Raw genomic sequence first — 22987 nt, 5'->3', positions numbered from 1 at the left:
AAGGAAGGGATTTTCATGCATCAGTATTGTATTATACCGGAGAGCCAAGATTCGTTTTTGCAGTTTCTGCAGCCCTTGGTTTTACCGCAAGAAGAAAAAGCCAGACTTTGTTCTGCTCAGATTGCCAAGGTAGATGTGGATACGCAAGCCTTGTCCTGGGTAGTTCATTTAGAAGTAGAATGCTTATTGGCGGAGCAAACGCTGCAACAGCTAGCCCGAAGCCTTTGTCAGGGCTGCGGCTTAAAAACGGTACGTTTTGTGCAGCGTCCCGGACGGCTTGAGGACTATCTGCAATTGCACTGGCCGGATGTTTGCGAATTGGTTTCGGGAGCGCAGCCAGCTTTAAAAAGGCTATTGACTTCCTCTTGCTGGGAATGGAAAAACGAATGTCTTACTTTGAACCTACAGGGTTCTTTGGCGGCGGAATTGGCAGAAAGCCAAAATGTGGCCGCTAAACTGCAGCATTGGATTGCAGAAAGCTTTCAACGGCAATGCCGGGTCATTTGCAACATTACACAAGCGGAACCGGTTGCGGCGCAACCGGAGGAAGCGTTGACTCCGGAATACCTGGCCGCCTTGGAAATGATACAGGATCAGCAAAAAAACGGCGGCGAAGGGGCTGGGAAAAAGAGCAGTATCTTTTTCGGCAGATCTTTGTCAAAAGAGAAAGTGCAGCCGTTGTCGCTGATTCAAGACGAAGAGAAATCCGTTATTGTCGAAGGGGAATTGAGTCAAGTTGATATTCGCGAATTGCGGACCGGTCGATTTTTGATGACCTTTGACGTCGGAGATCCCTCGGGCGGCATTGCCGGCAAGGTGTTTTTTGATGATGGGGAAAGCTGTCGTAAAGCAGTGGGCGATGTGAAAGACGGCTTGCGCGTACGTTTGCGTGGCAAGGTGCAGTATGATAAGTTCAGCAACGACCTAGTTTTGTTCGCCGACAGCATGAATCGTGCAGATAAGGAATTGCGCCAAGATACAAACGAAGAAAAACGGATTGAGCTTCATGCGCATACGCGGATGAGCAATATGGACGGGATGGTCTCGGCGAAAGAACTGATTAAAACGGCTGCGCGCTGGGGACACCCGGCTATTGCGATTACCGACCATGGAGTTGTGCAGTCGTTTCCTGAAGCGCAGAAGGTGGCGGGAGACTGCGGTATTAAAGTGATTTACGGGATGGAAGGATATCTTTTTGAACATGATATCAACCAGGCTCGGCATATTGTAATTTTAGCGAAGAATCAAGTTGGGCTGCGTAACTTATATCGTTTGGTTTCCATTTCCCATTTAAAGTACTTGCATCGTACGCCGCGTATTCCGCGTTCCGTATTAGTGGAGCACAGGGAAGGGCTGATTTTGGGCTCGGCTTGTGAGGCTGGAGAATTGATTCAGGCCATCGTACATCAGTCGCCAGAAAGTGAATTGCTTAGGATTGCTGAATTTTACGATTATCTGGAGATACAGCCTATCGGCAATAATGCGTTTTTAGTGCGGGAAGGCATGGTTCCGGACGAAGAAGGGCTGCGTAATATTAACCGCAAGGTATGCGAATTGGCTAAAAAAGCGGGCAAGCCTGTGGTGGCTACAGGAGACGTGCACTTCTTAAATCCGGAGGATGAAGTATACCGGCGTATTTTGATGGCTGGCAAAGGCTTTTCCGATGCGGATCATCAGCCGCCTCTTTATATGCATACTACCGACGAAATGTTGGCGGAATTTTCTTATCTAGGGAAGGCCAAGGCCAGAGAAGTGGTTATTGAAGCGCCGCAACAGGTGTCTTCGTGGATTGAAGATTTTAAACCTATTCCTAATCGGCTGTTTGCGCCGGAAATTCCAGGAGCTGAAGAGAGCATTCGCTCCATGTCCTACGCCAAAGCACGGGAATGGTATGGCGAAGAATTGCCGAAACTGGTAGAAGAGCGCTTGGAGTTTGAACTGAAATCCATTATTGGCAATGGCTTTGCCGTGCTGTATCTGATTGCGCATAAGCTGGTGAAAAAATCGCTGGATGATGGATATTTGGTTGGCTCTCGAGGGTCGGTAGGTTCTTCCTTTGTGGCGACCATGAGCGGGATTACAGAGGTAAATCCGTTGCCGCCGCATTGGCGTTGCGAGCATTGCTTGCATAGTGAATTTGTTACTGACGGCAGCTATGGAGGCGGTTTTGACTTGCCGGATAAGGACTGTCCGCAGTGCGGCAAGCACCTGCGCAAAGACGGACAGGATATTCCGTTTGCTGTTTTTATGGGTTTTAACGGCGACAAGGTGCCAGATATTGATTTGAATTTTTCAGGAGATTATCAGCCGGTAGCTCATAAGTATACGGAAGAACTTTTTGGCAAGGACAATGTGTTTCGCGCCGGTACTATCGCCACGGTGGCGGATAAGACGGCCTACGGTTTTGTGAAGAACTATTTTAACGATCGGGGTCAAAATCCTCGTAATGCCCATATTAATTGTCTCGTCAGCGGCTGCACCGGCGTGCGGCGTACGACAGGGCAGCATCCGGGGGGCATTACGGTTGTGCCGCGAGATATGGACGTACATCAGTTTACACCCATCCAACGTCCAGCGGATGATAAAAATTCCGGAACCATTACAACGCATTTTGATTATCACTCAATTGACTCTTGTTTGGTTAAGCTCGATATTCTGGGACACGACGATCCGACAGTGATTCGCATGCTGGAGGATTTGACTGGCATTGACGCAAAAACCATACCCTTTGACGATCCGGTAACGATGAGTCTTTTTTCTAGCACCGATGCAGTCGGTCTGACTCCTAAAGAGTTGATGGGAAGTCCCGTAGCAACCTTTGGTATTCCGGAATTCGGCACGAAATTTGTGCGCCAGATGCTGGAAGACACGCTGCCGACAACCTTCAGTGAATTAGTGCGCATCTCCGGTTTTTCCCATGGTACCGATGTTTGGTTGAATAATGCACAAGACTTAATTAAGGATGGAACGGCCAAATTATCAGAAGCCATTTCCGCGCGCGACGATATTATGATTTATTTAATTCACAAGGGAGTGGAACCTTCGGTAGCCTTTAAGATTATGGAGGGCGTGCGTAAAGGGAAGGGCATTACTCCGGAAAATGTCGCGAAAATGAAAGAAAAAGACGTTCCGGACTGGTATGTGGAATCCTGTCAAAAGATTAAATATATGTTTCCGAAGGCCCATGCAGTAGCCTATGTGATGATGGCTTTCCGTATAGCTTGGTTCAAAGTGCACCATCCTTTGGCCTTTTATGCCGCCTACTTTACTGTGCGCGCCACGGAATTTGACGCTGCCCGTATTGTTGGCGATAAGGGGAGCCTGAAAAAAGAAATGGATGTCATTGAAGCGCAGGGAAAAGAGGCCTCGGCTAAGGATAAAGCCCTCTTTACGATCATGGAAATGGCAATGGAAATGTATTTGCGAGGCTTTAGTTTTAAGCGAATTGATTTGTATGAATCTGATGCGTCTAAGTTTCGCATTGTCGACGGAGCGTTGCTTCCTCCTTTGGGTGCGTTGCAAGGCGTTGGCGGCTCGGCTGCGTTGAACTTGGTTGCCAGCCGTTGTCCAGATAGACCGTTTACTTCGCAAGAGGATTTAAAGTCTCGTTCCCGTGTTTCTAGCGCCGTTATCGAAGCGCTGCGTAATCATGGCTGCTTGGAAGGGTTGCCGGAAAGCAATCAGCTGATGTTGTTTGGTTGATTTTAGACAAAAAAACTCCCGAAACCAATGGTTTCGGGAGTTTTTTCTTTTTCTAAGCAAGAGTCTTTACGGCAGCTAAAGCGCTGTCGAAATCAGGCGCATCTTCTACGTTAGGAACATATTGGATGTAACGGATGATATCGTCCTTGTCTACGACGATGACGCCGCGCGAGAGCAGGCGCAGTTCTTCGATAACAAAGCCGTATTTAGAACCGAAATCCAGCGCTTTGTGGTCTGAGAGGGTGGTGAGATTTTCGATGCCCTGGGCTGCGCAATAACGCTTGATGGCAAAGGGCAAATCCACGCTGATGGAGAGAATGGCGACATCCGGAAACTTGGATGCATCTTGATTGAAAAACCGAGTCTGCGCATCGCAAACAGGAGTATCAATCGATGGCACTACGCTGATGACGCGGAGCTTACCAGCTGTATCAGACAGTGAGAAAGGTTGTAAATCTTGTGTAAGCGCTTGGAAATCAGGCGCTTTTTCACCAACTTTCAATTCCCGCCCCAAAAGGGTCAAGGGAGTACCTTTCATTTTTAAGTAACCGCTTCTCTTTTCCATGTAAAAGCCTCCTTTTATTTTTAGGTTTTATAAACGATAATCGAAGCTAAATAATAATATTTTTCAACTACAGTTATATTCTATCAAACTGACTGGAAATGTCAACAATAATTATTATTGATTATGTAACTAGATATTTTCAAAAGAGAAATTGAGTTAGAAAAATCATTTTGTTGTTAAAGAGAGAAGAAAACAAGGAAAGAGCAGGGGTTTTAAAATTAAATAGCGAAAATGACTACTAGGTGAAGTAAGGCATACAGGAGGGGCAATTATGCGCACAAAAGGGGTTAGTCGAAAAGTGATGCACCGCGAAGAAAGCCGTAAGATGGGACGTGCAGCTATGTATATTGGTGGTGCGGTAGCTGTGATTCTCTTATTGCTCATGATTGGATCGGCTTTGTTTTAAGAAGATACTGGTCAAATTGTGACAAATAAGGTATAATTTAAAAGAAGTTTTTCTTAAATAATACTAATTCGCGGAGGGTGCTATGACAACACAGAAAATGGACATGCTGGAAAAAGGCGCTATTGTACAACGGGATCGCAATACGTATGCGGTTGCGCCGCACATTCCCGGAGGCATTATTCTAGATCCTGATGTATTGCACAAAATTGCGGACGTAGCGAAGAAATACCAGGCCCAGGCGCTGAAGCTAACTATGGCGCAGCGTATTGCTATTGTTGGCATCAAAGAAGAAGATATTGACAAGGTCTGGGAGGAACTGGGCATGGACAAAGGGCATGCCATTGGTCTTTGCGTGCGCAGCATAAAAATTTGCCCGGCTACGCATTTTTGTAAACGGGCGCAGCAAGACGGCGTTACGTTGGGGCTGGCTTTGGATGAACGTTATCACGGTATGGAATTGCCTTCTAAATTTAAAATTGCGGTGTCTGGTTGTGTGAATGCTTGTACGGAGCCTGTGCTGAAAGATATCGGCATTATCGGCTTGCCGAAGGGATTTACGGTACTGATGGGAGGAAATGGAGGCGTGAAGCCTCGGTTGGGCAATGAAGTGGCTCAAGGCTTGAATCAAGAAGAAGTCATCGCTTTGGTTGATCGAATTGTGACCTATTATAAAGCAAATGCTAATAAAAACGAACGTTTAGGACGTATGATTGACCGTTTAGGGTTGGAAACAGTGCAAGCGGCAGTCTTGTAGTTTTTGAGAGAAGGAGGCTTTTCAATGGACCAACAGTGGATTGTGAAAACCATTAACACTATCGCCTCCATGGGCGCGGATGAAGCGGGGGCGGCTAATCGTTTGGCTTTTACGGTTGCCGATAAGGAAGCGCGAAGTTATGTCGCTTCTATTATGGAGTCTTTAGGAATGTCGGTGCGCAGTGATGCTATCGGTAACGTAATTGGCCGTTTAGAAGGATTGGAGCCGCAATTGCCGCCTGTGGCTATGGGGTCGCATTTGGACACAGTGCCGCATGGCGGGCACTATGACGGCGTTGTCGGCGTTGTGGGCGCGCTTGCCGCGGTAGGGCGCCTGAAGGCGGCAGGGCCGCTGCGGCGTACCGTGGAAGTGATTGTTTTTGTCGCGGAAGAGTCTAGTCGGTTTTCACATTCCACAATGGGCAGCAAAGCGATGACAGGCAGCGCTAATTTAAATGCTTGGGAGCGAGCTGTCGACAGTCAGGGGGTTACCTTTCCTGCGGCGTTAGCCGCAGAAGGGCTTTCTTTTGAAAATTTGAAACAATGTGTTATAGCTGAGCGAACATATCAAGCTTACTTGGAATTGCATATTGACCAAAGTAAGCAGCTTGAGGAACGTGGTGCTGCTGTAGGCATTGTGGAAGCCATTGCTGCGCCTACGCGCTTTAAGATGACGGTGAGCGGCATAGCAGGTCATTCAGGGACTACGCCCATGCATGACCGCTATGATGCGTTGGTCAGTGCGTCGGAACTGGTGCTGGCTATTCGAAATATTGCTAATGATCACGCGGAAGATGATATAGTGGCGACTGTCGGAAATCTCAAAGTCTATCCTGGGGCTATGAACGTAGTGCCGGGCAAGGTTGAATTGTGGGTGGATCTGCGCGGAACTGATTACGAATATATTGTAGAAAGCCTTCAGGAAATAAAAGATGCTGCACTTTCGATTGCGGAAGAGTATGAAACGCCAGTGACCATCGAAATGCTCTCAGCTGACAAACCGGTAGCGATGGATGACGATTTGGTTGCTTTGGCGGAAAAAGCGGCGGACGAAGTAGGCGTCGAATGGATGCGCGCAGTAAGCGGCGCAGGCCATGACGCCATGAATATGGCCAAGATTACAGCGGCAGGGATGCTTTTTGTGCGCTCCCGCGATGGTGTTAGTCATCATCCTGATGAATATGCAGCTCCTGAAGATATTGAGGCTGGAGTGCAGGTTCTTACAGCTATGCTGCGACGCTTACTTGCCTAAAGCGAAGGGGGGCGCAATGAGGGTGTCTAGTAGCAAACCTTGACGGCGCAGTAAAAAATGGAGTAAGATGAAAATATACTGCCGAATCCATTTATGGTACGGGGGAACCAACTTATGGGGTGAATCCGCCTAGGCGGAAGGGTATTTTCTCTCTCTTTTTCAACCCGAACCCGACAGCTAACCTCGGAGGCAGGAGTTTAAAGAGAGGTGATTTAATTTGATGTGTTTAAAGAAAATCATGGTTTTCGCATTCTGTGGCTTGTTTTTTGCGCTGCCAGCGGTATTTGCGGCAACAAGCGTACCACCTGTGACGCGCCAAGAACACTCGGTTGTGCAACAGGGGATGCGCGGGGAGAATGTCATGCGAGTACAGCATCTGTTAGCCAGTCAAGGCTTTTACGCCGGGTCCGTAGATGGCGTATTTGGTCCGCAAACTTGGCAGGCGGTTGCTGATTTTCAAAGCATGAGTGGTCTAGGAGTAACTGGAGTAGTCGATGCAGGTACGCTGAGCGCGCTAGAGCGGGCGCAAGAACAGCCGAGCCGTTTTGGGCGATCCATAAATATGAAGGCTACGGCGTATTCTCGATTCGACCCTGGATGCGGCAGCTATACGGCTCGCGGGAATTTGCTGCACAAAGGGTTAGTGGCGGTGGATCCCAATGTAATTCCTTTGGGGACTAGGTTGTATATCCCAGGATACGGCTTTGCTATAGCCGACGATACCGGAGGCGCCATTAAGGGTCACGTTATTGACTTGGCTTTTGACAGCCATCAAGAAGCTATCAATTTTGGCGTCAGACACATTACGGTGTACATTTTATAAAAAAATACGTATATTAAATGATTCAGGCAGGCTTGAGCCTGCCTTTTTTCATGGGGTGGTATAGATGGAAAATGGAGTAAAAGAAGAGTTTAATATTCCTGGGCCGCGTAGTGAACTTCAGGCGGTGGTGCATTATCCCAGAGGCGTAGCCGAGCAAGATGCTTATTGGCTGGTAATGAGTCATGGCTTTCGCGGCTCTAAGGACGGAAATGGCAGAGCGGTGGATCTGGCGGAACAGGTGTGCGCTAAAGGTATGGGAGTGCTTCGATTTGATTTTACACCCTGTGAGTCTTTGGACAGGCAAGTTGAAGAACTACTTTGCGTGACCGGGTGGATGCAGCGCCAAGGATGGGGGTCAGTAGTTCTTTTGGGGCGCAGTATGGGAGGTTGCGCGTCGTTGCTGGCTGCCGGTCAATTGGGCAAGAGGGTGAAGGGACTTTGCTTGTGGGCGACTCCTAGCGATTTGCAGGTGACCTTTCAAAACGCCTTAGGGTTGGCTGCATATAGGCAATTACAGCAAGGAAATCGATTGGAATTGCAGGATGAATGGGGGTATCTCCGGTTGGAAGCGGATTTCGTTAAGGGCTTCGCGACAGTGAATCTGCCGGGAAAGTTGGCGGCATTGGGAGCAGCGTTTCCTGTGCTGATTTTGCATGGCTCAGAAGACGAATTGGCGCCAGTGGAACAGGCGCTGGCTTATGCAGAGGCTGCCAAAGGTCCTTGTGAACTGGTTGTTTTAAAAGGAGCGGACCATCAATTCAGCGAGCATTTTCAGGAAAGCGCAGCAGCGGTAGTGGCCTGGGTGGAGTCGTGGTATACAAAAATATCCAGTTCATGTATACTGTAAGAAAAAAGATACTATTGCGGCAATTGCTGCTTCCTAAGTGTTGCAGCCGGGATGGCAAGGGAGCGTGAGGCAGGCGTCGTGCCGGGCAGGCAAGGAGGGTATGTATGGATTTTCAATGGACCCAAGATCAAGTGGACTTGAAAAACATGACCCAAGAATTCATTGCAAAAGAAGTTGCGCCATATGCGGGAGAGATGGACGCTGCAGGCGGACTGAGGCCGGGCTTGCAGGAAAAGTTTCATGAAATGGGCCTGTTGAACTTGATTGTTCCTGAAGAATATGGCGGTCCTGGACTTGATGCGCTGACCGTAGCGCTGCTGTACGAGGAAATAGGAAAAGGCTGTGCCGGGGTGGCTACCAGTATTGCCGCCAATGCGTTGGCGGCGTATCCAATATTGTTGTTAGGGACGGAAGAGCAAAAGAAGTTCTTTTTTGACAAATTAAATGAAGGAAAATTGGCCGCGTTTGCGCTGACAGAGCCGAATGCAGGTTCAGATGCTGGAGGCGTTGTTACGTCTGCTGTAAAGGATGGCAATGAATATATTTTAACTGGCAATAAATGCTTTATTACCAATGCTTCCAGTGCGGAAATATTTGTTGTTTTTGCCAATACGCGTAAAGCGGCGGGCATTCGCGGGTTGACAGCGTTCCTTTTGACTAAAGGAACTCCTGGTTTCTCTGTAGGAAAAAAAGAAGAAAAAATGGGGATTTGCGCCTCTGATACTTGCGAATTGATTCTCGACGGTGTGCGAGTACCGGAAGAACACCGCATTGGCCGAGAAGGCGAAGGTTTTAAACTGGCTATGAAAACGCTGGATGCGGCCCGACCTTTGGTAGGAGCCGTATCTGTGGGGATATCTCAGGCGGCTTTAGATTGTGCAGTGAAATATGCAAAGGAACGACAGCAGTTTAGTAAGCCTGTGGCGTCTTTCCAATTGGTGCAGGCGATGGTGGCCGATATGGCTATGCAAATCGAGGCGGCTCGGTTATTAGTGCATAAGGCTTGCTGGCTAAAAGATCAAGGAATGTCCTATTCCAAGGAAGCGGCGATGGCCAAATGCTTTGCTTCTGATGTAGCTATGAAAGTGACCGTAGATGCCGTACAGGTAATGGGAGGCTATGGCTATTCGAAAGAGTATCCGGCGGAAAAATATATGCGTGATGCTAAGATTATGCAGATTTATGAGGGAACGAACCAAATTCAGCGTTTGGTAATTGCCAATGCTGTGTTGTATTGAAGAATAGGCTGCAGAAAAGCTTCCGTTTTGACGGAGGCTTTTTTATTTACTGAATTTTAACAATTCCATAGCGTGAACTTTACATAGAATTTTTATACTGGAAGAGGTAGAAAAATACATAGTAGGAGGAGATTGTGTGAACAAGAAAAAATGGCTCATGCCCTGTGCTGCGCTAGCGGTGATGGTGGCGATTTTGGCGGCTCTGGCTATGCCTCAGACAAATGCAGTGGCTGATGCGGCTAACGATCAGGCTTACTACGGGAAAAAAGCGAAATACGTATTTTACTTTATTGGAGACGGTATGGCGTTAAGTCAGATTAATTCCACAGAGATTTTTAAAGGGACTCAGAATGGCAACGGACCTATGGGCAGGCAGCCTATGAATTTTACCGCCTTTTCTCATCAGGGCGTGCAGAGAACACAGTCGGCAGATACATTCATTACGGAGTCAGCTGCCGCAGGAACCGCTTTGGCGACTGGCAACAAAACCAATAATGACATTTTGGGCATGGATCCTACAAAGAGCGTTAAGTTTAAAACCATGGCGGAAATGGCCAAGGAAAAAGGCATGAAAGTAGGCATTGTCTCCAGCGTATCTTTGGATCATGCGACTCCAGGCGCTTTTTACGCGCATCAGCCGACTCGCAAAAACTATTATGAAATTGGTCAGGAACTAATCAACAGCAATTTTGATTATTTTGCCGGCGGCGGTCTGTTGGCGCCTACGGGTAAGAAAAAAGATCAGCCTAACTTATTGGAGCTTGCTAAACAGAAAGGCTATCAAGTAGCTGTTTCAACGGAAGAAATTCAAAAACTCGGCAAGGGTGCTGGGAAAACGATCGCTATAGCTCCGGATCTGGCGGCGGAAGAAGCTATGTCGTATGAAATTGATCGAGGAGAAAAAGTGTCTTTGGCAGACTTTACTCGCAAAGGGATTGAAATGCTTGATAATCCAAACGGTTTCTTCATGATGGTGGAAGGCGGCAAAGTCGACTGGGCCTGTCATGCGAATGATGCAGCAACAACGGTAAAAGATGTCGTGGCTTTTGAAGAAGCTATCGCAGAAGCGCTGAAGTTTTATGCCAAACATCCGGATGAAACTTTGATTGTCGTTACTGGCGACCATGAGACTGGCGGCATGACCATTGGCTTTGCCGGGACTGGGTACAAGACGTTTTTTAGTAAATTGGGTGGACAGACCTTGTCTTATGAAGAATTTGACAAGCAGATCAAAACCTACCGCGATCAAGTGGGCGCTTCTAATGCCAATTTGGATGACTGGCTGCCTGCTTTGGCTAATCAATTTGGTATGAACGAATTGACTGCCTACGAGAAAAGTCGCTTGAATCAAGCGTTGGCCGCCAGCATGATCGATCCGAAAAAACGTCCAACTGACGAAGAAACTACCTTGGCATACGGACCCTATGAACCCTTTTCTGTAACGGTGACGCACCTGTTGAACCAGCGTGCAGGAATTGGCTGGACCACCTACGCTCATACCGGCGTGGCCGTGCCTGTGTATGCCCAAGGAACCGGCAGCGGTGTGTTTGAGGGATATTATGATAATACGGATGTGGCCAAGAAAATAATGAATATCATGGGTGTTGCCAAATAATGAAACGAGATCGAATCGTTGTCATTGTCATTTTATTATTGTCCTTCGGTTTATACTGGCTGCCAAGCCAGTTTGAACCGGAGGAAGACGGCTATGTGCGGGCCCAAGGCAGGGTGCTTTCAGTTGATAATGAACATGTTTACGCCCGAGGGGTAGTTCGCACCGGCGTACAGGAGGTTGTGCTGCAGATTATGGACGGTCCGTATGAAGGAAAGACCATTGTTTGCAGCAATACGCTTTTAGGGAAACTGGAGATGGATAAGATGTTCGCCTCTGGCGATATGGCGCTGGTGACTATCAAGGGGACGGCAGGCGAGATTCAGGCCGCCAATGTAGTGGATCATTATCGCTTGTACGCAGAGGGGTTGCTCTTTTTTCTCTTTGCAACGCTTTTGTGCTGGTATGCCCGCTGGACGGGACTGAAAGCGCTTCTTTCTTTTGTATTTACCGTTTTGGTTTTGTGGAAGGTGTTGTGGCCGCTGGTTTTACTTGGGTGGGATCCAGTGCTTGTGTCCGTCTTAGTTGTAGCGGCTATTGTCGGTACGGTTACGCTGTTGGTTATCGGCTTTAACCGCATTGCATTAGCGGCTTTTTGCGGTACTATAGGAGGCGCTTTAGGGGCTGTATTGCTGGCGTTTTTATTCGGACAGCTATTTCGGGTTCACGGTGCGGTTTTGCCATATGCGGAGACTTTGTTGCATATGGGGTATGCTCAGCTAGACCTGACGAGAATGTTTTTTGCTGGAATTATGCTGGCGTCTTCCGGGGCGATGATGGATGTAGCTGTTGATATTGCGGTGGCTGTCGGCGAGCTGAAATGTAAGAGGCCAGACCTAGCGAGAAGCGAGGCTATTGCTTCCGGAATGCATATTGGGCGGGCGGTAGTGGGCACGATGACGACTACGCTTCTTTTAGCTTACAGCGGTTCCTTTATGGCGCTGATGATGGTTTTTATTGCCCAAGGGACGCCAGTAGTCAATGTTCTGAATTTGACGTATGTGGCAGCAGAAATACTGCACACCTTAACCGGCAGTATCGGAGTAGTTCTGGTGGCGCCCTGTACGGCTTTGTTGGCAGGAGTACTGTTGGCGGAACCTTCATCTGTGGCGGTATGTGAATTATCAGCAAAAAAGCCTTGACTTTTAAGGGCTGAACGTATTATAATTACCACTGTCCTTGGGGTTATAGCTCAGTTGGTTAGAGCGCATGCTTGACATGCATGAGGTCAGCGGTTCGAGCCCGTTTAACCCCACCAATTAACAAGTAAAGCTCCCGTGTACGGGAGCTTTTTTTTGTCGTGGCAGGGAAAACGGCGATGCATAGGGAATTCATAAACGATAAGAAACAATACTCCAGGGGGCGAACGGATATGATGAAAATTACGCGGGTGGATGCAACGTTTTGTACTGATAAACTGCAGGAATCTAAAGAATTTTATATGAATTATTTTGATTTTGAATTAGTGTATGAGAGTGATTGGTATTTGGAAATGATGGTTCCGGGCATGCCGACCAGCGGTTTGAGCTTTACCTTGCCGCGCCGAGATGAAGGGGAATTTTTTTGCGGTACCGGCACCATTCTTTCTTTTGAAGTGCCCGATGTGCAGGCCGAGTACCAGCGTTTAAAAGACGCGGGGTTGTCGCTTGTGCAATCGCTCCAGGATAAGCCTTGGGGAGAGCGCAGCTTTGTTGTGGATGATCCTAATGGAATTCATCTTTATATTTATGAAGCGATCCCGGCGACTCCGGAGTATCAAAAAATCTATGATTCCTTTCGGCAGGCTCGTTGATGAGCAATTCACTTCTTAATTTGCAGTTGTCGATTGAGGCTAACACAGATCAGATTATTGCTTGGCGTCGGCACTTTAGAAAACATCCGGAGCTAAGCGGGCAGGAAAAGGCCACGCAGAAAAAAATGCTCGATATACTTGGCAAAATGGGTTTGTCACCGCGCAAAGTTGCTGGTACAGGTATTGTCGCTGATATTGTCGGCGGGCGTGCTGCGTCGAAAATAGTGGCTTTGCGGGCGGATATGGATGCACTGTCGGTAGAAGACCAGGGACCGGAAAGCTACCGCTCGTGCATGTCTGGTATTTGTCATGCCTGCGGCCATGATGGGCATATGGCTGGCTTATTGGGCGCTGCTGCAGCCTTGGTGCAGCAGCGAGAACAGCTTTCGGGAACCGTGCGGTTGTTGTTTCAGCCTTGTGAAGAAAATTTTCCTAGCGGCGCGCAGGCGCTGATTGACGAAGGGGCGCTGGAAGGCGTAAGCGCTATTGTGGGATTGCATTTATGGCAGCCATTGCCGGCGGGAATGATTGCCGCTGTGCAAGGGCCGGTAATGGCTAGTCCGGATGCTTTTGAAATTATCGTGCAAGGAAAAGGCGGTCATGCTTCCATGCCGTTTCAGACAGTAGACGCTCTTGCGGCAGGGGCGCAAATTGCTGTGGCGTTGCGCGGCTCTGTTAGCGCGGTGATTGATCCGCTGGAACCGGCAGTATTGGCGCTGGGCATGCTTCAGGCGGGGGACGCTTTTAATGTTATTCCAGGGAAGGCTGTTTTGAAAGGAACCATTCGCAGCTTTTCTCAGTCCGTACGGGAGACTTTGTTTCAGCGCTTGGAACAAGTGTGCCGAGGGATTTGCGAAGCTGAAGGCGTTGCGTATGTGTTAAAGCGCATTTATGGGCATGATCCTGTTGTTAATGAGCCGGCTGTGACGGCCATTGTTGCTCAAGAAGCGGCGGCGGTGGCGGGAGCCGAAAATGTAAAGCGGGATTTTCCTCCGGTCATGGTAGGGGAAGATTTTTCTTGCTATTTGGCTAAGGTTCCGGGGACGTTCTTACTCGTCGGCGCTGGCAATGAGGGAAAGGGCATTTCTTTTCCGCATCATCATCCGCGGTTTGATATTGATGAGGCGGCCTTGCCGATCGGAGCGGCCGTATTGGCGCGCAGCGCCTGGACGCTGTTGGAAAAGGCTTGAGATAAAGACCATGAAGCGTTGCGTTCATGGTCTTTTCAATGGCTTTTCGGCACTTGAAAGGATGCTTGGAACACGGTATTATTAATAAATATGTGTTGCACGATAAAGCGCAACAATAAGGAGAGGTGAAAGGCTTTGGGACAGCGCAGGGCCATCATTTCCTCGATTCAGCCCGGCAGCATTGCCGAAGAAATTGGCCTACAGCCAGGCCATGAAATTCTTTTGGTGAACGGCCAGGCGATGGAGGATGTTATCGATTGGAGTTTTGCCGTGGCCGACGAAGAAGTTGTGCTGACGGTGCGGACGGAAGACGGCGATGAAGTCGTAGAGATTGAAAAAGAATATAATGAAGAACTGGGAATTGAGTTTGATGAAGCTGTTTTTGACGGCATTCGTCGTTGCGGCAATCGCTGCATTTTTTGCTTTGTCGACCAAATGCCGTCGGGAATGCGGCAAAGCCTGTATGTAAAAGACGATGATTATCGGATGTCTTTTTTGTATGGGAATTTTATTACTCTGACCAATGTGCGCCAGGCGGACTGGGAGCGTATTTTCCGCCTGCATTTATCTCCTCTTTATATTTCCGTGCATGCTACTGACGGCGCCGTGCGTGCCGCTATGCTGAATCAGCCGAAAGCGGCGGAAATTCTGCCGCAGTTGCAACGGCTGGCAGAGGCAGGCATTGAAATGCATACGCAGGTAGTTTTATGCCCTGGGCATAACGACGGCGAGGTGCTGCAAAAAACCATTGCTGATTTATACGCGTTGCGTCCGGCTGTGCAGTCGCTGGCTATTGTGCCGGTGGGCCTGACGCAGCATCGCCAGGGCTGTGCGGAGCTGAGAGGCCTTACGCCGGAAGAGGCGGGGCGGATTATTGACGAGGTCGCTCTTTGCCAAGAACGTTTCTTGAAAGAGGCTCAGACGCGTTTTGTCTTTTTGGGAGATGAATTTTATCTGGCAGCGGAACGTTCTTGGCCGACAGAAGAGGCTTATGAAGGGTTTCCGCAACTGGAAAACGGCGTAGGCATGGTGCGCGATTTTTTAACGGACTGGGAACGGCAACTGCAGGAGGTGCAAAACACTCAGCCTGCGGCAGAAGATATCTGGATTGTAGCAGGAGCATCAGCGTCCAAGGTGCTGGAGCCGTTGCTGGCAGGTCCTTTGTGGCAGCATGTGCGAGTGATAGAGGTAGCCAATGAGTTTTTCGGGCCAGCCATTACCGTGACAGGCCTTTTGACAGGCGGCGATATTATAAAAGCGTTGCAACGGGAAGGAGCGCGCCCACAGCGCTTGATTCTGCCGGGAGTGGCTTTGCGCAAGGGAGAGGCCATCTTCCTTGACGATATGACGCTGGAGCAGGTGAGTGAACAAGCTGGCTGCGACGTGCGCATTGCTCATGGGGCGGAAGACCTGTTTGGCTTGCTGAGGGGGCGAATCCTTTGAAACGCTTGGGCTTAATCCAGGTGTATACCGGCGATGGCAAAGGGAAGACGACAGCGGCATTGGGCTTAGCGCTAAGGGCTTGGGGAAAAGGCTGGAGGATTGCGATTGTGCAATTCATGAAGGATGATCCAGAGTATGGCGAGGTAAAGGCGCTCCAAGAGTTGGATGGGATCGACTTGTTTCCTGTGGGGAGAAATGATTTTGTCAATTTGGACCAACCCGAGGAAATCGATCGTCGATTAGCGCGGCAGGGCTGGGAATTAGCCAGGTCTTTTTTTGAAAAAGGCGATTATGAGATGGTTGTTTTGGATGAAATTAATATCGCAGTTGCATGCGGTTTGCTGGCGGAAGCGGAAGTTGTCGCCGCGTTGTGGCAGCATAAGAAGCGGCCGCAGCCGCGCGCAGAGATTGTGATGACCGGGCGTTACGCTACGCCAGGAATAATGGCGGAGGCGGACTTGATTACGGAGATGAAGGAACTGCGTCATCCTTTTGTGCAAGGCATTGAAATGCGTGAAGGGATTGACCATTGAGCCGGACTGCAGGGTTGCGGCGGAAAGAAGGTGCGAGACATTGAGCAAACCGATAGTGGCCATTGTTGGCCGGCCGAATGTTGGCAAATCTACTTTGTTTAACAAGATAGGCAAGAAGAGAGTATCCATTGTGGAAGACATGCCAGGGGTAACCCGGGACCGTATTTATATGGACGGCGAGTGGCTGGGAAAAGAATTCACCATGATTGATACTGGCGGGATTGAAATTGAGACAGAAGATAAAATCTTGAGCCAAATGCGCCACCAGGCCCGCCTGGCTATGGAAGAGGCGGACGTTATTGTATTTGTCGTAGATGGCAAAACAGGAGCGACCAATGCTGATGAAGAAGTAGCTCACATGTTGCGCGGCACAAGGAAACCAGTTGTGCTAGCCGTGAACAAGGTGGATCATATCAATCAAGAAATGGTTATTTATGAATTTTACAACTTGGGTTTGGGCGATCCTATCGGTATTTCCGCCGCCAATGCTATGGGCTTGGGCGATCTGCTAGACGCGGTAGTTGCTTCTTTTCCCGCCGATGCAGAGACGGAAGCGGTTGAAGAAGATGTAATCAAAGTGGCGGTAATTGGTCGGCCGAATGTTGGCAAATCATCTTTGGTTAATGCCATGATTGGTGAGGATCGGGTTATTGTCAGTGATATTCCCGGTACAACTCGCGATGCCATTGATACGCATTTCACTAAAGACGGGCAAAAATATATGTTGATTGATACGGCGGGTATGCGTCGTAAAGCAAAGATTGAAATGCCGGTTGAGCGTTACAGTGTTGTTCGTTCCCTGCGAGCTGTGGATCGAGCTGATGTTGTGCTAATGGTGATTGATGCCGAGGAAGGCGTAACTGAACAAGATAAGAAAATTGCAGGTTATGCTCACGAAGCAGGCCGCGCTTGTGTGATTGTCGTCAATAAATGGGATTTGGTAGAAAAAGACAGCAAAACCTCTTTGCGTTATACGGAAGCCATTCGCAACGAGTTGGCCTTTTTGCAGTATGCGCCGGTCGTTTATTTGTCAGCTTTGACCAAACAGAGGGTGCCGAGGGTGACAGAGCTTGTTAAATATGTGGCGGAACAGCACAATATGCGTGTGAAGACCAGCGTGTTGAATCAAGTGGTTGAAGACGCAGTAGCGATAAATCCGCCGCCCACAGGACATGGCAAGCGGCTCCGTATCTATTTTGCTACCCAGGCGGATGTGCAGCCGCCGACGTTTGTCTTTTTTGTTAACGAAGCGGAATTGATGCATTTCTCGTATCTGCGTTTTCTGGAAAATCGCTTGCGTGAGAGCTTTGGCTTTGAAGGTACGCCGCTAAAATTGGTAGTGCGTAACCGCAAGGAAAAGGAAGATGCTTAAAAAGGAGGCTGCATTGTGGAGTTTCTTTGGATTGTCGCTGTGAGCTATCTGGTGGGGTCCGTTCCCAACGGTTTATTATTGGGGAAAACTTTTTGGCATACAGATCTGCGCCAATTAGGCAGCTGTAATATTGGTGCAACCAATGCGTTTCGGGTGCTGGGGCCGTGGCCTGCTTTCTGGGTGTTTTTGACAGACGCCGCCAAGGGGGTTTTTGGCGTCTGGCTGGCTAGCCAAATGGCGGCGCCTCCTCTTTGGTTGGTAGCGGCTGGCATTGCAGCTATTGCGGGACATAATTGGTCCGTTTTTCTAGGATTTAAAGGCGGCCGCGGTGTGGCGACCGGTTTAGGGGTTATTGCTTTTTTGGTACCTAAGGTGACGTTGCTTGTTTTTGCGGTTTGGGCGCTGATTGTTTGGCTGACCCGCTATGTATCGCTGGCTTCTATTGTGGCGGCGGCATTGGTTCCTGTATGCATGTGGTTTTTCGGAGAAGAACCGGCTGTTTTAGCATTTGGAGTGTTGGCGGCCGCCTTTGTTATCGTGCGTCATCGACCCAATATTCAACGCTTGCTGAGAGGCGAAGAATCAAAGATTCGTTCAGGTAAGCGCTGACTAAGGCAGGAGTTTGGCATTCTAGAAAGAATATATTTCCTAAAGGAGGGACTGGCATGAAAGAAACAATAGCAGCTTTGCTGCAATGTAAAAATTGGGCGTTAGTAGGAGCGACCTCCAACAAAGGGAAATTTGGCTATAAAATTTTTCAAGTGATGCGGAACAATGGCTTGCATGTCCTGCCTGTCAACCCGGGCTTGCAAGAAATTGAAGGCCAGCCTTGCTACGCTTCTTTGGCGGATTTGCCGGAACCGGTTGAAGCGGTAAATGTCGTAGTACCTCCGAAGGTTGCTTTGGGAATTTTAGAGGAATGCCAGCGCCTGAATATCTCCAAAGTCTGGCTGCAACCGGGAGCTGATACGGCGGAAGTGGTGGAAAAGGCCAAAGAACTAGGATTGCAGGTGGTCTATGACGCGTGTATCATGATCGAATTAAGGCACAAAGGAGGAGTATAAATGGCTACTTTGAAAGAAGTAAATGATGCAATGTACCAGGAGGAAGTGTTGGATGCGAAGCAACCGGTGTTGGTTGATTTTTGGGCGCCCTGGTGCAGCTATTGCAACAAGCTGACTCCTGTTTTAGAAGAGATATCGTCGGAACTGGCGGATAAACTGAAAATCGTAAAAATCAACGTCGATGAAAATCGCTCGCTGGCTCAACGCTATGACATTAAAGGTCTGCCAACGATGATGCTGGTTAAGGATGGAGAGGCAGCGGAAAAAATCGTCGGTTTTTTGCCGAAGGCTTCCATTTTAGGAAAGATCGAACCCCTGCTTTAAAATAAGCCAATAAAATAAGGCATACGAAAAGGCCGCCAAAAGGCGGCCTTTTCGTATGCCTTATTTTATTGGGCAATCGCTTGGTTTAACGAGGAGATTAGCGCTTCAATGTCAATGCCATGAGCGCTGGCGCCTTGTTCAATGTTTTCAAAGCGAGCGGCGGCGCAGCCTAGGCAGCCCATGCCGAAATTGCGGAATACGTCCACAGTTTCAGGATGTTGTTGGACTACTTCGATGATGCTCATGTCTTTTGTGATGGTGTTCATAATGTTCCTCCTAGTACTCTCTGTTCTTGTAGAACTGATTCTATGATTTATATTATATCATCGATCTGCTAAGATCACACCTTGAAAGCGATTTTTTTCTGTTGCAATACAAGGAAAGGCGAAAAAAATGCGCTAATTTTGCAAAAAGACTAAAAATAGGTCAAAAGTCTTGATGTCTAGGGCGTTTGCTCTTTTTTCATAAAAAATGTAAAAAACATGGAAGTTTTAGCAGGATTTTTCCTAATGAATCCGAATATGCATAAATGTGGGTTAAAGTGGAGGGAAGTGGGTGATAAAGGTGCTTTTGGGAGAGTATCAACATACTTTAGACGCCAAAGGTCGCCTGATTTTGCCTGCTAAATTTCGCGAAGAGCTAGGAGAAAGTGTTATCTTTACCAAAGGGCTTGATGCTTGCTTGTTTGGTTACTCCGTATCGGAATGGAGTATTTTAGAGGAAAAATTGAAAAAATTGCCGCTTGCTAAGCCAGAAGCCCGAGCTTTTGCACGATTTTTCTTTGCAGGAGCAGCAGAAATAGGGTATGATAAACAAGGAAGAATATTACTTCCGCCCGTGCTGCGTGAACATGCACGGTTAGAAAAAGATGTTGTCGTCATCGGAGTATCAAATCGTATCGAAATTTGGAGTCAAAGCGCTTGGTCTGCTTATAATGAAGCGCTGGCTCCGAGCGTGTCGGATTTGACCCAGGAGTTAGTGGATCTGGGGATTTGATGACGAGGAGGTTTGTTTTGCAAGAGTTTCACCATGTCAGCGTACTGATGGAAAAAACCGTGCAGGCGGTATTAAAGGATCCTGCGGGGATTTATGTGGATTGTACTTTGGGCGGAGCTGGCCATGCAAAATGGTTAGCGGACCAATTGAGCGCACAAGGTCGTTTAATAGGTATTGATCAGGATCCTGCGGCGTTGGCGGCTGGCAAAGAAAGATTGCACGGCGTGGCGTGCCAAGTGGATTTAGTTCATAGTAATTTTTCTCGTCTTGACGATGTTTTGCAGGAATTGGGTGTGGAAAAGGTCAACGGCATCGTTTTTGACCTTGGTGTTTCCTCTCATCAATTGGATGTTGCAGAACGTGGGTTTTCGTATCAGCAGGATGCTCCTCTTGACATGCGGATGAATCCGCAGCAGGCGCTTAGTGCTTACGATGTGGTCAATATATACGAAGAAGAGAAATTGGCGCACATCATTAAAGAATTCGGGGAAGAGCGTTGGGCTAAGCGCATTGCATCCTTTGTTGCAAGTGCTCGGCAGACAGCTCCTATCGAGACGACTGGCCAATTAGTGGATATTATCAAACGAGCGATTCCAGCTGCCGCTCGGCGAGATGGGCCGCACCCGGCCAAACGCACCTTCCAGGCGATTCGGATTGAAGTGAACCACGAATTGGAAATTTTGCAAGGTGCGTTTCGTACAGCCATTGAACACTTACTCCCAGGCGGGAGATTGGCTATTATTACTTTTCATTCATTAGAAGACCGTGCAGCGAAACAAGCGTTGGCTGCAGCTGCGAAGGGATGTATTTGTCCGCCTAAGTTCCCTGTCTGCATGTGCGGGCAGCAGCCGCAAGTGCGGTTGGTAGGAAAGGCGATTACGCCTTCCAGCCAAGAGTTAGAGAACAATCCCCGGGCGAGAAGCGCCAAATTACGTATCGCTGAAAAACTTGGCAGGTAATTAGATCCAAGGAGGGACTTGCATGTTGGCTCAACAAAGACAGGAGTGGAAATATCCTGTAGAAGAACAGCAACATACACCTGCAAAAATCTCTCGTAAGCAGCCGCAATGCGATGTTCGCTTGAGGGCGAGAGTGGGCTTGCTTGTTTGCGGTATAGCATTGTTGGCTATTGTTGGTGCAGTTTGCAGTGAGTTCGTTGTAACGACTGGCTATTCGGTTGTAAAGACGAAATCTCAAATTATGGCATTGGAAAAAGAGAATGAGCAATTGCAGTTGGAAATTGCTCAACTTAAAGCGCCGCAGCGTATTCAGGCTGTTGCCACGCGTGAGTTGGGGATGGTGACTCCGCAAAACTTGTATTGTATTTCTCCGCAGACGGCTCCTAATTATGCCTCGGTGGAAACACAGGATAATCTTTGGGATCGTGTAAAAGCCAACTTAAAAGGTGCTACAGCGCAAGCAGGCACTAATCGTTAAGGTATTATATGTTTTATTAATAGAGTTATGAAAAGCAGCCAGTACGGTTGCTTTTTCGTATTTTGTCATACTTTCGTGATTGGACTTTTTTTATAGTAATCGTTACAATTAATAGCAAGTAAATGCAGAACAGAGGAGATGTACTGATGCGAAAGATGCTGTCAGAACTTATAGCGTTATTGCCGGAAGCCCAATGTCAAGGAAATGGCGGGGCTGTAATTACGAGCATTACCCAGGACTCCAGGCAGGTAAAAAAGGGAAGCCTGTTTGTTTGTTTGCCTGGTAGTAAAGTAGACGGGCATGATTTTGCTGAAAAAGCAGTGGCGGCGGGAGCGGTGGCTTTGTTAGCGGATCGGCCTCTAACAGTTGCTGGGGCGGCTGTGGTTGTAGTTCCAGATGTACGTGAAGCTATGGGACGCATTGTTCCTTTTTTTTATGACAGACCGACAGAAAAACTGCGCTTGCTAGGGGTCACCGGCACAAACGGCAAAACTACTACGACCTATTTATTAAAAGCTATTTTGGAGGCGGCAGGCTATCGAGTAGGACTGATTGGGACCATTCAGTCGCTCATAGGCGATGAAAAGGTTCCTGCTAAGAATACGACGCCTGATGTAATTGAACTTCAGGAATTGTTGTGGCGCATGGCGGAAGCCGGGATGGATTATGTCGTAATGGAAGTATCTTCGCATGCTTTGGCCTTGAACCGTGTTGCCGGCTGTGAATTTGATACGGCGATGTTTACGAATATGACGCAGGATCATTTGGATTTTCATAAAACTTTTGATGAATACGCAGCAGCCAAAGCGCGTTTGTTCTCTCTTGTTTCACAAGGAATAAGCAAAACAGGGAAACATGCGGTGATTAATGCGGATGATGCAGCAGCGGATGTTATGAGGCAAGCGGCAAACTGTGACATACTTACGTATGGAATCGAGAATAAAGAAGCGGATTTGTTGGCTAAAGAGGTTCAAGTGACGCCAGAAGGCGCGCGTTTTATGTTGCGGCGAAAAGGCGAGGAACAGCCAGTCAAATTGCTTCTTACAGGACGCTTTAATGTTTACAATGCATTAGGCGCCATTGGGGCGGCCTTAAGTGAAGGCGTGGCTTGGACGGTAATACAAGAAGCATTGACATCCTTTGCTGGCGTGCCAGGGCGTTTTGAACGAGTAGATGGCGGTAAGGAATTTGCTGTTATTGTTGATTATGCTCATACCCCGGACGGTTTGGAAAACATTCTACGTACAGCCAGAGAGATGAAGCCTGCCCGAGTGTTGACCGTATTTGGCTGCGGCGGTGACCGCGATCGCACGAAGCGTCCTTTGATGGGAGCGTTGGCTGCCAAGTATAGCGATGTGGTTATCGCTACTTCTGATAATCCTCGTTCTGAAGAGCCGGAAGCTATTTTGAGTGAAATTGAAGTGGGGATTTTAAGGGAATTGCGCTCGGAGGTGCAATACGAAAAAATAGTGGATCGCCGCGAAGGCATTGGGCGCGCTTTGGAGTTGGCTCAGTCGGGAGATATCATTCTAGTGGCTGGTAAGGGACATGAAAATTATCAAATTTTAAAAGATAAGACCATTCATTTTGATGATAAGGAAATAATTCAGGAATGGCTGCGGCAAAAGGAGGCATAAA

At 48.3% G+C, this 22987-nt stretch carries 23 protein-coding genes, 1 tRNA gene and 1 riboswitch; of the genes, 22 read left to right on the top strand and 2 right to left on the bottom strand.

Translation table 11 applies throughout. The features are described 5' to 3' along the window. The first annotated feature begins 15 nt into the window (after positions 1-15). Entirely contained in the window at positions 16-3702 is a 3687-nt protein-coding gene (locus C508_RS0106380) for a PolC-type DNA polymerase III (RefSeq protein WP_018702716.1), read from the top strand. Between the two features lie 52 nt (positions 3703-3754). Here the strand turns inward: C508_RS0106380 and tpx are convergent, their stop codons facing one another. After that, positions 3755-4267, bottom strand: coding sequence for a thiol peroxidase (tpx, locus tag C508_RS0106375; RefSeq protein ID WP_018702715.1), 513 nt, complete (start codon positions 4265-4267; stop codon positions 3755-3757). 271 nt (positions 4268-4538) lie between these two features. On the opposite strand from tpx, the gene C508_RS20820 reads away from it, so the two are divergent. The 17 genes from C508_RS20820 (at position 4539) to trxA (ending at position 18916) form a co-directional block, all read left to right on the top strand. Continuing rightward, positions 4539-4673 (top strand): hypothetical protein, encoded by a 135-nt coding sequence (locus C508_RS20820; RefSeq protein ID WP_018702714.1) that lies wholly within the window; start codon positions 4539-4541, stop codon positions 4671-4673. A gap of 82 nt (positions 4674-4755) precedes the next feature. After that, positions 4756-5427 carry a ferredoxin-like domain-containing protein gene (locus C508_RS0106365; RefSeq protein WP_018702713.1) on the top strand — a complete coding sequence of 224 codons (672 nt, stop codon included), beginning with the start codon at positions 4756-4758 and terminating at the stop codon, positions 5425-5427. 24 nt (positions 5428-5451) lie between these two features. Continuing rightward, positions 5452-6678: a M20 family metallo-hydrolase gene (locus C508_RS0106360; RefSeq protein ID WP_018702712.1), complete on the top strand. Its 1227-nt coding sequence runs from the start codon at positions 5452-5454 to the stop codon at positions 6676-6678. A gap of 69 nt (positions 6679-6747) precedes the next feature. Next, a riboswitch (cyclic di-AMP (ydaO/yuaA leader) is annotated at positions 6748-6885 on the top strand. A 13-nt stretch (positions 6886-6898) separates the two neighbouring features. Continuing rightward, the gene (locus tag C508_RS0106355) at positions 6899-7501 is read left to right on the top strand and encodes a 3D domain-containing protein (protein ID WP_018702711.1); all 603 of its coding nucleotides are present in this window, start codon (positions 6899-6901) and stop codon (positions 7499-7501) included. 64 nt (positions 7502-7565) lie between these two features. Then, entirely contained in the window at positions 7566-8348 is a 783-nt protein-coding gene (locus C508_RS0106350; RefSeq protein ID WP_018702710.1) for an alpha/beta hydrolase family protein, read from the top strand. 104 nt (positions 8349-8452) lie between these two features. Continuing rightward, positions 8453-9586 carry an acyl-CoA dehydrogenase family protein gene (locus C508_RS0106345; RefSeq protein WP_018702709.1) on the top strand — a complete coding sequence of 378 codons (1134 nt, stop codon included), beginning with the start codon at positions 8453-8455 and terminating at the stop codon, positions 9584-9586. 136 nt (positions 9587-9722) lie between these two features. Beyond that, a complete protein-coding gene (locus C508_RS0106340; RefSeq protein ID WP_018702708.1) occupies positions 9723-11201 on the top strand; it encodes an alkaline phosphatase in 1479 nt (492 codons plus the stop codon). After that, complete coding sequence (locus C508_RS0106335; protein ID WP_018702707.1) at positions 11201-12340, top strand: YibE/F family protein; 1140 nt, start codon at positions 11201-11203, stop codon at positions 12338-12340. The genes C508_RS0106340 and C508_RS0106335 overlap by 1 nt, the downstream gene beginning before the upstream one ends. Before the next feature lie 39 nt (positions 12341-12379). Beyond that, positions 12380-12456 (top strand) — tRNA-Val (locus C508_RS0106330). A gap of 114 nt (positions 12457-12570) precedes the next feature. Further along, positions 12571-12990 carry a VOC family protein gene (locus tag C508_RS0106325; RefSeq protein ID WP_018702706.1) on the top strand — a complete coding sequence of 140 codons (420 nt, stop codon included), beginning with the start codon at positions 12571-12573 and terminating at the stop codon, positions 12988-12990. Further along, entirely contained in the window at positions 12990-14180 is a 1191-nt protein-coding gene (locus C508_RS0106320) for an amidohydrolase (RefSeq protein ID WP_018702705.1), read from the top strand. Before C508_RS0106325 ends, C508_RS0106320 begins: the two co-directional genes overlap by 1 nt. Positions 14181-14315: 135 nt before the next feature. Continuing rightward, complete coding sequence (locus C508_RS0106315) at positions 14316-15623, top strand: DUF512 domain-containing protein (protein ID WP_018702704.1); 1308 nt, start codon at positions 14316-14318, stop codon at positions 15621-15623. Continuing rightward, positions 15620-16156 carry a cob(I)yrinic acid a,c-diamide adenosyltransferase gene (locus tag C508_RS0106310; RefSeq protein ID WP_018702703.1) on the top strand — a complete coding sequence of 179 codons (537 nt, stop codon included), beginning with the start codon at positions 15620-15622 and terminating at the stop codon, positions 16154-16156. The genes C508_RS0106315 and C508_RS0106310 overlap by 4 nt, the downstream gene beginning before the upstream one ends. Positions 16157-16196: 40 nt before the next feature. After that, positions 16197-17528: a ribosome biogenesis GTPase Der gene (gene der / locus C508_RS0106305; protein WP_018702702.1), complete on the top strand. Its 1332-nt coding sequence runs from the start codon at positions 16197-16199 to the stop codon at positions 17526-17528. A gap of 15 nt (positions 17529-17543) precedes the next feature. Further along, positions 17544-18137, top strand: coding sequence for a glycerol-3-phosphate 1-O-acyltransferase PlsY (gene plsY / locus C508_RS0106300; RefSeq protein WP_018702701.1), 594 nt, complete (start codon positions 17544-17546; stop codon positions 18135-18137). A gap of 56 nt (positions 18138-18193) precedes the next feature. Continuing rightward, a complete protein-coding gene (locus tag C508_RS0106295; RefSeq protein ID WP_018702700.1) occupies positions 18194-18592 on the top strand; it encodes a CoA-binding protein in 399 nt (132 codons plus the stop codon). Next, complete coding sequence (gene trxA, locus C508_RS0106290) at positions 18593-18916, top strand: thioredoxin (RefSeq protein ID WP_018702699.1); 324 nt, start codon at positions 18593-18595, stop codon at positions 18914-18916. A 65-nt stretch (positions 18917-18981) separates the two neighbouring features. Here the strand turns inward: trxA and C508_RS0106285 are convergent, their stop codons facing one another. Continuing rightward, complete coding sequence (locus C508_RS0106285; protein WP_018702698.1) at positions 18982-19182, bottom strand: DUF1858 domain-containing protein; 201 nt, start codon at positions 19180-19182, stop codon at positions 18982-18984. A 298-nt stretch (positions 19183-19480) separates the two neighbouring features. On the opposite strand from C508_RS0106285, the gene mraZ reads away from it, so the two are divergent. The 4 genes from mraZ to C508_RS0106265 all read left to right on the top strand — a co-directional run bounded on the left by mraZ (position 19481) and on the right by C508_RS0106265 (position 22986). Beyond that, positions 19481-19912, top strand: a complete 432-nt coding sequence (gene mraZ / locus C508_RS0106280; protein WP_026319400.1) for a division/cell wall cluster transcriptional repressor MraZ — start codon at positions 19481-19483, stop codon at positions 19910-19912. After that, the gene (gene rsmH / locus C508_RS0106275; protein WP_037350879.1) at positions 19912-20871 is read left to right on the top strand and encodes a 16S rRNA (cytosine(1402)-N(4))-methyltransferase RsmH; all 960 of its coding nucleotides are present in this window, start codon (positions 19912-19914) and stop codon (positions 20869-20871) included. Before mraZ ends, rsmH begins: the two co-directional genes overlap by 1 nt. A gap of 22 nt (positions 20872-20893) precedes the next feature. Next, the gene (locus tag C508_RS17965; protein WP_018702695.1) at positions 20894-21349 is read left to right on the top strand and encodes an FtsB/FtsL family cell division protein; all 456 of its coding nucleotides are present in this window, start codon (positions 20894-20896) and stop codon (positions 21347-21349) included. Positions 21350-21495: 146 nt separating this feature from the next. Beyond that, on the top strand, positions 21496-22986 hold the full coding sequence (locus tag C508_RS0106265; protein ID WP_018702694.1) for a UDP-N-acetylmuramoyl-L-alanyl-D-glutamate--2,6-diaminopimelate ligase: 1491 nt from the start codon (positions 21496-21498) through the stop codon (positions 22984-22986). Position 22987: the final 1 nt, after the last annotated feature.

The sequence above is a fragment of the Anaeromusa acidaminophila DSM 3853 genome, assembly GCF_000374545.1.
In the GTDB taxonomy this organism is placed as follows: Bacteria; Bacillota; Negativicutes; order Anaeromusales; family Anaeromusaceae; genus Anaeromusa; species Anaeromusa acidaminophila.
The sequence above is the reverse complement of the archived record's forward strand: the minus strand, read 5'-3'. Positions and strand labels throughout refer to the sequence as shown.